This is a genomic window from Ligilactobacillus murinus (assembly GCF_003288115.1).
GTDB classification, from domain to species: Bacteria; Bacillota; Bacilli; order Lactobacillales; family Lactobacillaceae; genus Ligilactobacillus; species Ligilactobacillus murinus.
The window spans coordinates 745,756-757,657 of sequence record NZ_CP023565.1; the positions used below are offsets into that span (position 1 = coordinate 745,756).

General features: G+C 40.8%; 9 protein-coding genes. 7 read left to right on the top strand and 2 right to left on the bottom strand.

Annotation, left to right across the window (positions count from 1 at the left end; all coding sequences use genetic code 11):
• Positions 1–17: 17 nt before the first annotated feature.
• Complete coding sequence (locus CPS94_RS03705; protein WP_112195002.1) at positions 18–2,813, bottom strand: helicase C-terminal domain-containing protein; 2,796 nt, start codon at positions 2,811–2,813, stop codon at positions 18–20.
• 259 nt (positions 2,814–3,072) lie between these two features.
• On the opposite strand from CPS94_RS03705, the gene mvk reads away from it, so the two are divergent.
• The 5 genes from mvk to CPS94_RS03730 all read left to right on the top strand — a co-directional run bounded on the left by mvk (position 3,073) and on the right by CPS94_RS03730 (position 9,885).
• Positions 3,073–4,017: a mevalonate kinase gene (gene mvk / locus CPS94_RS03710; RefSeq protein WP_112195000.1), complete on the top strand. Its 945-nt coding sequence runs from the start codon at positions 3,073–3,075 to the stop codon at positions 4,015–4,017.
• A gap of 122 nt (positions 4,018–4,139) precedes the next feature.
• Positions 4,140–5,132, top strand: a complete 993-nt coding sequence (mvaD, locus tag CPS94_RS03715) for a diphosphomevalonate decarboxylase (protein ID WP_112194998.1) — start codon at positions 4,140–4,142, stop codon at positions 5,130–5,132.
• A 4-nt stretch (positions 5,133–5,136) separates the two neighbouring features.
• Positions 5,137–6,213, top strand: a complete 1,077-nt coding sequence (locus CPS94_RS03720; protein ID WP_004047823.1) for a phosphomevalonate kinase — start codon at positions 5,137–5,139, stop codon at positions 6,211–6,213.
• 4 nt (positions 6,214–6,217) lie between these two features.
• On the top strand, positions 6,218–7,240 hold the full coding sequence (gene fni / locus CPS94_RS03725) for a type 2 isopentenyl-diphosphate Delta-isomerase (protein ID WP_112194996.1): 1,023 nt from the start codon (positions 6,218–6,220) through the stop codon (positions 7,238–7,240).
• 110 nt (positions 7,241–7,350) lie between these two features.
• The gene (locus CPS94_RS03730; protein WP_112194994.1) at positions 7,351–9,885 is read left to right on the top strand and encodes a M1 family metallopeptidase; all 2,535 of its coding nucleotides are present in this window, start codon (positions 7,351–7,353) and stop codon (positions 9,883–9,885) included.
• Positions 9,886–9,997: 112 nt separating this feature from the next.
• Here the strand turns inward: CPS94_RS03730 and CPS94_RS03735 are convergent, their stop codons facing one another.
• The gene (locus tag CPS94_RS03735; protein ID WP_407936377.1) at positions 9,998–10,246 is read right to left on the bottom strand and encodes a L,D-transpeptidase; all 249 of its coding nucleotides are present in this window, start codon (positions 10,244–10,246) and stop codon (positions 9,998–10,000) included.
• Positions 10,247–10,340: 94 nt separating this feature from the next.
• Between CPS94_RS03735 and CPS94_RS03740 the strand changes: the two genes are divergently transcribed.
• Entirely contained in the window at positions 10,341–11,054 is a 714-nt protein-coding gene (locus CPS94_RS03740; protein WP_191981800.1) for a helix-turn-helix domain-containing protein, read from the top strand.
• Complete coding sequence (locus tag CPS94_RS03745; protein WP_112193163.1) at positions 10,991–11,902, top strand: IS3 family transposase; 912 nt, start codon at positions 10,991–10,993, stop codon at positions 11,900–11,902. The genes CPS94_RS03740 and CPS94_RS03745 overlap by 64 nt, the downstream gene beginning before the upstream one ends.

Genomic DNA, 11,902 nt, shown 5'->3' on the forward strand with positions numbered 1-11,902 from the left:
ATTTCAATTATACCAAGTTAGCGCTGTTTGTCATGTAAAAAATCAGCAACTAATTTCGGGATCTCAGCTGTCAAAACTGGGCGTAATTCTAATTTATCTGGGAAGACCTGCTTAAATTCTTTACCATAACGCTTAGTCAAGATCCTTGAATCTAATAAAATAAAAGCTCCACGATCATTTGGCGTCCGGATCAAGCGACCAAAGCCCTGTTTTAGCCGCAAAACTGCTTCAGGTAAAGCTAATGTCGTAAACGGATCATCGCCGACTTGGCGTGCACGCTCATATCGAACTTGATTAAATAAGGTATTAGGTGCTTGAAATGGTAAACGTACGATCACTAAAAGCTCTAATAATTTTTCGGGTAGATCTATCCCTTCAAAAAATGTCCCCGTCGCAAGCAAGATCGCCGTTTGATTTTGATTCAAGGTAAAACGTTTCTTTAGCTTTTCGGGACTTCCATTGACACCTTGAGCTAAAACTTCTCTTTCTTTGGTAAGACCTAAGACTGCTAGATACTCATAAGTTCGTTCAAGTTCATCTAATGAATTGAATAAGATCATTGTCTGACATTGATTTTTAGCAGTTAGATCATAAATAGTCTTAGCTAGGTACTTAACATATTCCTCATTTTCAGTCGCACCAACATTAGGCGCGTCCTTTGCGATCAACGCTAAGGTTTTTTGATAGTCAAAATTACCTTGGTAGCTCAATAAACGCGTATCTTTAGGTAGGTCTAATTGTTTTAACGTATAAGCATGAGTCTGCTTTGTAAATAAACCTGCACCTAAAAACAATACATGTTCAAACTTTGGATACACTTTACTTTGTAAGAAGTCAGCTCCATCTAAATAGCTGAAGTGTAAACGTAAATGTGCAGTTTCTTGTTCAGCGATACTCAACCAGATCAATTGCTTAGTTTGGTTAGCTTCAAGATCCGTAAAGGCTAATTTTTGCCAGGGCTCAAAAGCTGTCACTAATTGCGAAGCTAATCTAAAGAAATCCAATAAGTATAACGTCGCCGTTTGATCGATCTGTTCTAAACGGCTGGCTTTGAAAAAAACTTTTTGTAGCCACACAAATTGCTGTAAAAAACCGTCATAGGCGCGAGTTATCTTATTGATCACACCATAATGTTCCTTTAAAAATCCCAAAAACTTCTTTTCAGTTAATGGTTGCTCAGTGATCCCATTTTGTCGGAATCTTAGGAATCTTCGCATAAAAGCAGCCCTCAGACCCCACATATCATGATCTAACACTTGGAGATCTTTTAAAAGAGCATGGTATTGTTTTTTAGTCAACAGACTTTGCTCGATCAATTGTTCAAATGAAAATGAGATCTGCGACTCCATTTTGACTAACATACTATCACAGAGGATCTTGATCTCATCAAAATCCAAAACTTGCTGAACACTTTTAGCTACTGTAGCTGGGAGATTTTGAGCTTCATCAACGATCAATTCCAAGTCATTGCCCTTAAAATCAGTGGCATGGGTCAATAGATATGCATGATTTGTAATGATAAATGAGGCGTTTTCTTTGGCGATCTCATTTAAGCGGAGATAATCGACGCGATAAAATGGACTGGTTGGCTCTAAACTATCAAAACCAGTATGCTCGATATTAGCAAATAAAGGATCTTGCCGTGTCGTCAATCTAAGCTCATCAAGATCACCGGTCTTGGTCTGTAATAACCAAACGATCAAACGCATCTGTAATAAACGCGAATTTTTATTGTACGGTTGTTTCAACGAACGCCAAAACTTATCTAGATCGATATAATGACGATTTCCTTTTAAAACAACGACATCAAGATCAAATGGGAAAAGATTTTTCAAGGTCAGATCGATCTCTTCTGCCAGTTGGGCTTGAAGGGCTGTTGTTGCCGTACTGATCACGATACGCTTGTCTTGGGTCGAAGCGTATGCGGCCGGCACTAAATACCCCAAAGTCTTTCCCATCCCAGTCGGTGCTTCAAGTAACAAGCGCCGTTCGTTTGGATCATCAAAGAAATCGGCGATCGTAGACATCATTTTGACTTGCTCATCACGCCACTCGATACTTCCTGAAAAGAGTTGTTCTTGTTCTTCTTTAGTCTTAGGAAATGTCAGGGCTATATTATCCCTTGTCTTGAAATTTGGCCTCAAAATAACCAAGTCTTCGATCTGCATCCATTTTTTAGCTAACGGCTGGGCTTTTTTTCTTTGCTTAGCATATGCTTCTTTAAAACACTCTGCTGTATCATAAAGTAACGCACCACTCAAATTACATAAAGTTTGTAAAACACTTAGTGGTAACAATTCTAAACGTTTCTGCAAGAGCAAAAATAACTCTGCCGTAACATAGGTATCACTATCTGCTTGATGCGGGCGTTCATGCTTGATCCCAAGATAGTTACCCAGATCAACTAATCGATATGAAGGTTGCGTCGGCAATAAGATCTGAGCCAACTGCACCGTATCGATCCCCTTTAATTCAAGTTCAGGATAGCCCGCACGCTCAAACTCTGCATTTAAAAAGCGATAATCCTGCATGATATTATGCGCTACAAAAACTGTATCCTGTAACAATGCATAGATCGTATCCGCTACATCACTGAATAATGGTGCTTTGGAAACATCACTGTTCTTGATCCCGGTCAGCTTTTGTACTTCTGGTGGGATCGGACATTGTGGATCGATCAACGTGCTAAAAGTATCTGAGATTTTTCCATTTTCAATAAAAGTACAACTAAATTGGATAATTCTTCCAGTTCCATCCAATGCAGGGGTCGTCATCTCAAGATCAACTACTGCATAGGTTTTTGATTTAGTCATTTATCATCACCGACTTTAAATAATCTTTCTGACAATAATTCTATCACACTCAGTTTAAAAATAAATAACCAGTGATCAGCTCGTTTTGATCGAACTATCCTTAATTACCGGTCTAAACTTGTCGCCTAAACACTAAACAGGTATAATCTAGTTTGAGACTTATCCATCCTTATTTAGCGGTATGGTATAATTTAGTTTGAAATTGCAATGTTTTTCATTGTAAATATTTAGAATAGACACGATAGAAAGGGTGCTCTTTTTGCTTAGCACACAAAAAAAGACCGGCCAAGGTTTTAGTCATGCTAAGATCATTTTGATCGGTGAGCATGCGGTCGTATACGGGCAACCAGCGATCGCTTTACCACTAAAAACACTTAAGACTCATGCTAAGATGACTTTGCGCCAAGATGACCAACAAATACTAGAAAGTAGTTACTATACGGGTCCGATCGCTGAAGTCCCCGAATTTATGCAGGGGATCAAACATTTAGTCATGTATATCTTGACTCAACAAAATAAAGAGATCGGCTTTACGCTTCAGGTAACTAGCCAATTACCGATCGAACGCGGGATGGGCTCATCAGCCTCAGTCGCAGTAGCGATCATCCGCGCGATGTACGATCTATTTTCTCTAGAACTTGATCATCAAACGCTCTTAAAACTTGCTGATGTGGCTGAAAAAGATACACATAAAAATCCAAGTGGCTTAGATGCAGCGACGACCTCTTCGGCCACTCCGATCTGGATGATCCGTGACCAAACGATCGACCCGATCCCACTTGAGCTAGATGCTTATTTGGTGATATGTGATAGTGGTATCAAAGGTCAGACTTCGCAAGCGATCGCAACTGTCAAAGAAAAACTTCAAGCTACACCTACTGCGACTAAAAACATGATCACAGCGATCGGAGATTTAAGCTGGCAAGCACGCAAACAATTAGCACAAAATGACGTTTTAGGTCTAGGTCAGACGCTAAATGCAGCCCAAAAATATTTAAGGCAATTAGATGTCAGCGAGCCAACGCTAGATAAGTTGATCGAACTAGCTTTGCAAAATGGAGCTTTAGGCGCTAAATTGACTGGTGGTGGCCGTGGAGGTTGTTTTATCTGTCTTGTCAAAGATCAGCGCTCAGCCAAGCAACTCTCCGATCTTTTGCTCGCTAACGGCGCGATCGCAGCTTGGATCGAACCACTCAAAAAATGATCATCAGTTAGAAAGCTAAAAATGTGTGACTGATCATATATAGTTATCAATGTAGCACTATGAAAGGAAAACTATATCGCTTTCTGGTCATTAGACCAACACATTTATATAGGTAATATCAGATGAAAACACCTAAAGTAACTGCTCGTGCACATACAAATATCGCACTTGTTAAATATTGGGGCAAAGCAGATGAGGAACTCATCATCCCGCAAAACAATTCCCTTTCTTTGACGTTGGACCATTTTTACACCGATACGACTGTCCAATTCGATCCAACTTTGACAGCTGACCAGTTCACACTCAACGGTCAAGCCCAAAAAACAACTAAGATCACTAAATTTTTGGACATTATTCGGCAAATGGCTGCTAGCCAACTTTTTGCACGAGTCGAATCGACTAACCACGTCCCGACTATGGCTGGATTAGCCTCTTCTGCGAGTGCTTATGCTGCCTTAGCTTTAGCTGGCAGCAAAGCTTTGGGATTAGATCTTAACTCTAAAGACTTATCACGCTTAGCTCGTCGTGGTTCTGGTTCTGCTTGTCGCTCGATCTATGGTGGTTTTGTGGAGTGGCAAAAAGGTGATTCTGATCAGACATCATATGCAGTTCCTTTGGTGGAAAATTTAGATTGGGATCTAAAAATGATCGCGATCGTTGTCAACGATAAACAAAAAAAGATCGCTTCACGCGCTGGCATGCAAACTGTTGTCCATACTTCACCTTACTATTCAGCTTGGGTAAAACGTTCAAAAGAAGATCTCTTAGCACTCAAACAAGCGATCGCGGAAAAAGATTTTACACAATTAGGTAAGATCGCAGAAGGTAATGCTATGTGTATGCACGCTTTAAATCTTAGTGCGACACCACACTTTAACTATTTTGAAGCTGAAAGTCTAAAAGCAATGCAACTTGTCGAGCAATTGCGTGATCAAGGGCTAGAGTGTTACTACACGATGGATGCTGGGCCTAATGTCAAGGTCATCTGTCAAGGAAAAGATCTTAAAGCTATCGTAGATTCATTAAGTCAAGAATTTTCAAACGAGCAACTTTTAGTCGCCTCAGCTGGTCCTGGCGCAGAGATCTTAGAAATTAAAAATTCGGAAAGGAATTGATTTTTTGCCTACTGTAAAAGCTCCAGGAAAACTCTATATTGCTGGTGAATATGCCGTTGTTGAACCTGGACAACCGGCTATTTTGATTGCAGTCGATCAATTCGTTTATGCCACGATCAGTCAAGCCAAGCAAGGTCTAGTGTCCTCAAAACAATTGCTAGGTCAAGATATCTCTTGGACACGTAAAAACGATCAACTGCAAACGGCCCAAGCGACCTCAAAATTTGCCTATGTCCTCAAAGCCATCGAACTGACTGAACGCTATGCTAAAGAACAAAATTGCCAGCTATCGACTTTCAAATTACAACTTGATAGTGATCTAGATAGCCCTGATGGCAAAAAATATGGCCTAGGTTCTTCAGCAGCCGTTACTGTTGCCACAGTCAAAGCGCTGGCTGCCTACTACAAATTAGCGCTGACTCCCCTTGAGATCTTCAAGCTCGCAGCCAGCGCTCATTATCTCGTTCAAAAAAATGGTTCACTAGGTGATATTGCAGCTAGTAGCTTTGGTGGCTGGATCGCCTATCATTCCTTTGATCGTTCATGGTTGCTCCAAGCATTAAAAGACCATTCCCTGACCGAATTATTAAAGCTCACTTGGCCTAAACTGCAGATCGAACCTCTTAAGGCGCCACCACGATTGCGCCTTTTGATCGGTTGGACTGGTTCACCTGCTTCAACTTCCAATCTAGTCAATGAAGTTGCGCTCTCAAAAGAGGAACGCCAACGTAAATATGACTATTTTCTAGAACAAAGTATGCTCTGTGTTTCCCAAATGATCGCTGCTTTCAAGCAACAAGATCTGGAAATGATCATGCAACAACTGGCACGTGATCGCGAATTATTGCGCTCACTTGAAACATTTTCCCAAGTGACCATCGAGACCCCTAAATTACATCAGCTGATCACCTTAGCCCAAAAATTTGGTGGTCAAGCTAAAACTTCAGGTGCTGGTGGTGGGGATTGTGGGATCGCTATTTTGGCTAAAGAGCGCCCTTTAAATGAGCTCTTAAGCGCTTGGAGACAAGCTGGGATCACTCCACTTCCCTTTAATATTTACTCTACTTTAGACAGGAGCTGAGCCGATGGATATCCACGCACACCGTAAAGATGAACATGTTTTTATTGCTGAAAAACAATACCGCCCCATTGCTGATAATGGTTTAGATCAAGTCCGCCTCTTACCTGCGACCTTACCAGAGCTTGGACTAGATGAGATAACGCTCACGACTACATTGGCTGGAAAACAGGTAGCTTACCCTTTCTTTATCAACGCAATGACTGGTGGGAGTCCTCAAACCGATAAAATAAATGAAAAATTAGCCTATGTTGCAAACAAGACCGGGCTAGCTATGGCAACTGGCTCGCAAAGTGTCGGACTCAAAGCCCCTAAATATGCCCAAGGTTTCACAACTTTACGGGCTTTGCTCCCAGAAAATATGGTGATCGGTAATCTTGGGGCTGACCACCCTTTAGAAAATTGTCAAAAAGCGGTCGCCATGCTGTCTGCTGATGCCTTGGAATTACATTTAAATGCGGCCCAGGAATTAGTTATGCCTGAAGGTGACCGTAGTTTCTACTGGTTAGAAAATTTAAAGCAGGTCACCCAAAATTTAGCTGTCCCTGTGATCGTTAAAGAAGTTGGCGGTGGGATCTCACCACTTGCTTTAGCCAAGTTAAAACAATGTCACGTCAAGTATGTCGACCTTTCCGGAAAAGGTGGAACTAATTTTATTGCGATCGAAAATGAACGCCGTAAACGAAAAGAATATCACTTTTTGACCGATCTTGGTTTGACGACAGCTGAGGTCTTACTAGCAGCTCAGCCCTATAAAGCTGATTTTTCTTTTACAGCTTCTGGTGGGATCAGAAATGCATTAGATATCGCTAAATGTATTGCGCTAGGAGCAGATAATGTGGGGATCTCAGGCTTATTTTTACACACTCTCTTAAAAGAAGACACTACCGGTTTGATCGCATTGATCGAAGACCTCAAACAACAATTGGCGCAGATCATGCTATTAGTAGGCTGTAAAAATATTACTGAATTACAACAAGCGCCTTACGTTTTATCAGCTGAATTACTGGCTTTCAGATCACAACTTTAAAGTAATACCGTTCCTAACTGGAGCGGTTTTTTTATATTTTAAAGAGTTACTTTTAATTTTGACAAAAAAAGAATATAATTGGCACTAACTTATATTTAGAAGGTGAGCTTATGCATTTTGCAACAACATTCAAACCACAAAACTACGATCTTTATTTTGACTTAGATCGCCAACAAAAACATTTCTTTGGTAAAACAACGATCACTGGTTTGGCTTTAACTGAGACCGTTTGGCTTCATCAAAAAAAACTTCAGATCACTGAAGTCTTAGTCAATGGGCAACCTCACGCCTTTAACCTTGATGAAACAAAAGATGCCCTTTATCTAGAACTTGGCTTTACTGGAAAAGTCACTTTAGAAATTACATATACTGCAAAGTTGACTGATACAATGATGGGGATCTACCCTTCTTACTACGAGTTAGCAGGGCAAAAAAAGCAATTGATCGGGACGCAATTTGAAACTGATGCAGCCCGAGAAGCCTTTGTCTGTGTCGATGAACCTGACGCCAAAGCGACTTTTGATCTGGCTATAAAATTCGATGAACAGCCAGGTGAACAAGTCTTAAGCAATATGCCAGAAAAAAGTGTTAGCGCTGGGGTCCATTATTTTGAAACGACTCCTAAAATGTCAACTTACCTTGTCTGCTTTGTTTTAGGAGAACTGCAAAGCAAAACCACTACGACTACTTCTGGGATCAAAGTAGGTGTGTTTTCAACTAAAGCTCACCAGCCAAAAGAATTAGATTTTGCTTTAGATATTGCCAAACGTGCCCTTGATTTCTTTGAAGACTACTACCAAACTCCTTATCCGCTCTCACATTCTTGGCAAGTGGCTTTGCCAGATTTTTCAGCCGGTGCGATGGAAAATTGGGGGATCATTACTTATCGAGAAGCCTATCTTTTGCTAGACCCCGACAATACGACTTTAGAGACCAAACAAAGGGTCGCAACTGTGATTGCACATGAATTGGCACATCAATGGTTTGGCGATCTAGTAACGATGAAATGGTGGGATGATCTGTGGTTAAATGAAAGCTTTGCCAATATGATGGAGTATGTTTGCATCGATGCGCTAGAACCAAGCTGGAAGATCTGGCAAACTTTTCAAAGTACCGAAGTCCCATTAGCTTTGAACCGGGATGCTTTAGCTGGAGTCCAGTCCATCTATACGCCAGTCGAAGATCCGGCCGAGATCGATGCACTCTTTGATAGTGCGATCGTTTATGCTAAAGGAGCCCGCATGCTTGTTATGGTCCGCGCCTTGATCGGTGATACTGCCTTACGCCTAGGATTAAAACAATATTTTGCCAGTCATGCCTATGGTAACGCCACTGGGGCTGATCTTTGGCAAGCTTTAACGCAAAAAACAGAGCTTGATCTTCCAAAAATAATGTCTACTTGGCTCAATTGCCCTGGTTATCCGGTAGTTAGTGTTAAAAAAATAGGGAACGATCTTTTGCTCGAACAGCGGCAATTCTTTACTGATCCTAGTGTAACGTCCGACCAACTATGGCCGATCCCCTTGATGAGTAATTACCCTGAATTACCCGCTTTAATGACTCAAAAACGTTTGATCCTCAAAGACTATACTAGTCTAAGACAAAAACATGGCTCTACTTTACAATTAAATGTGAACAATAACGCACATTTTATCGTTGCTTACAGTCCTGAGCTCTTAGGTGATCTTCTAAAAAAATCACCCCAAACGGATACACTCACCCGTTTTAGTTTACTGCAAGATCTAGTTTTATTGGCTCAAGCTCAAGTTATTTCATTGCCCCAAGTCCTTGAATTAGCGGCTAACTTCAAAAATGATCATAGCCAATTAGTTACACGAGCTTTACTGCAATTATTAGATCTCTTAAAACTCTTTGTTGGCTCAGACACTACTGCACATGATGAGCTGTGTACTTTAGTGGTCAGTTTTACAAGTATTTTAAAGGCCAGCCTTAGCCAAGAACCAGCGAGTTTTTCTCAGCTAGACCAAGAATTGATACAACCACTACTTTTAAAGACTGAACTTTACGCTAAAGTCAAGCAGGTCGTAGATGAACAATTATATTTCCCTCCAACTAAGACTGATTGGGCTAAACTACCAGCTGAGATCCGAGGCGTGGCACTTAAAAATATGCTAGTAAATCACAATTCAGATGCTTGTTTCACTGAATTTTTCAAGGAATACCAACAAAGTGTCGATCCTAGCTATAAGGTAGATCTCAGACAAGCTTTGACTAGCTCACCTAAAGTAGCGCAATTGACCGAATTATTAGCTAATTTCAAAGATCCGGCTGTCATCAAGCCCCAAGATCTCAGAGCTTGGCTAGAAGAGATCTTAGCCAATCCGGTCGGGCAAAAACTGGCTTGGGCTTGGCTCAAACAAAATTGGAATTGGTTAGAAGAAACTGTAGGTGGAGACATGGAATTTACTACCTATATCACCGTGATCGGCAAAACGCTCAGCTCACCCGAACTTTATGCCGATTTCAACACTTTCTTTGAACCTAAATTAGCCGAACCTGGTTTAGCTCGCGAGATCAACTTAGCTAAACATGCGATCTTTGCCCGAGTAAACTTACTTAAAGTGCAACAGTCAAATGTAGCGCAAGCACTCAGTTCACTAGCTTGGTATCAAAAACACTCATAAACAGATAAGATCTTCACAAACAATGCAAACGACCAGGCCCCCACGATGCAGATCCATCATGGAGGCCTGGTCGTTTATATAGCACAGATCGTATCGTCTCATGCATTATTTTTTAGTAGATAACAACTGGTTCACTTTGACTCAAATTATTGAAAACATTAGCCGCTTCACTTGGTTTCATATTGACACACCCTAAAGAACCTTCTTTAAGATAAGCTGTGTTTGACCAATTTTTCCGCCAATCTGCATCATGAAAACCACAACCGTCTAAAGTAAATGGCACCCAATATTCTACTGGACTAGCATAAGCTGCCCCATCAGCTCTTGATCCCCGTAAGATCGTCTTTGTTTGTTTATACATAACATAAAAGACTCCCTTAGGTGTATCGGCTATAATGCCCTCTAAGTATACAGATGAAATAGAAAATTCATCTTATACTTGGAGGGTATTTTATATGTCTAGGAAATCAAGATACAGTGCAGAACAAAAATTAGCTATACTAAATGAACTAACCCGTTCTAATATTAGTGAGGTGGCTAAAAAGTATGCAGTGGGCAAGAAAACTATTAGAACTTGGGGGTATCTATATGAATATCAGGGCATTGATGGCTTACGATCTACTCACAATAATCATAGATATTCAAAGGAATTTAAATTATCTTTGGTCCAACAGTATCAAAAATCAGACGCGTCGCTTGAAATATTCGCGATCAAGCATGGGCTAAAGTCCAAAACACAACTATCAGATTGGATTATGCAGTATAATGAATCTAACTTAAAGGCCTATACGCCAAGAAAGCGAGATTCAAAAATGAGTGGACGAAAGACTGACTTTGAAGAACGACTTACTATCATTGAAGAGTTGATTAAGCATGATGTGAACTACAATTGGGCAGTTGAAAAATACCATATTAGTTACCAACAAGTTTATGGCTGGTATCAAAAGTATCGCAAAAGCGGTAATGACCCAGAATCACTTCGTGATCGCCGAGGCAAAGCTAAGCCAGAAGAGAAGTGGACGGAAGTTGACCGACTCAAGGCAGAGAATCGCTTATTAAGGGCTCAGCTAGAAAAGCAAGAGATGGAGATTGCATTCGCAAAAAAATTAACAGAAATACGCAATCGGGAGGTGGAAAAGGACTCCGGTACCAAGCCATCAAAGAACTAAATCAAGAAAATGGATGGTCAATTAGCCAGTTGTGTAAAATAGCTGATTCTTCGCGAGATGGTTATTACAAATGGCTCAATCGAAAGCCAAGTCAATATCATAATGAGCAAGCAGAGTTACTTGAAGCGATTGTAGAGTTAGAAGAAGAACATAATTGGACGCTGGGATATTTAGCGATGACTACACAGTTAAGCTTTGAAAACCGTTTAAGCTTTACCGCTGGATTAAAACGAATAACTAACTGCATGCGTAAGCATGGAATTAGAGCAAATATTAGGAAGAAGAAGCGCAATCGAATTCAACGCCATGAAGAATACATCAATGACAACTTATTGCAGGGACAATTCGACCGTGAAACTAAAAATGAAGTGTGGGTTACCGACACAACGGAAGTAGCCTACGGCGAACACACACTTCATAAAGTACGAGTACACGTTATTTTAGATTTATATGGTCGTTACGCTTTAAGCTACAATATTTCAGACACAGAAACTTCATCAGCAGTAATTGAAACCTTTAATCGTGCTTTTACGGTTGAACCTGATGCGCAACCAATGATCCATACTGACCGCGGGTCAGCTTACTGCTCAAGTATGTTCAACGACTACTTAGCCTCTAAAAATTGTATTCATAGTATGTCGCACCCCGGTCATCCTTGGGAAAACTCACCCATAGAGCGTTGGTGGAATGACTTCAAGCTAATCTGGATTAACAAACACCCTCGTCCTAAGACGCTAGCAGAGCTAGAACAACTCGTCAAAGGAGCCATTGAATACTTTAATACCAAACGCGCTTACACAAGCAAAAACGGCTTGACCGCGGAACAATTCCGCAACCAAGCCGCCTAA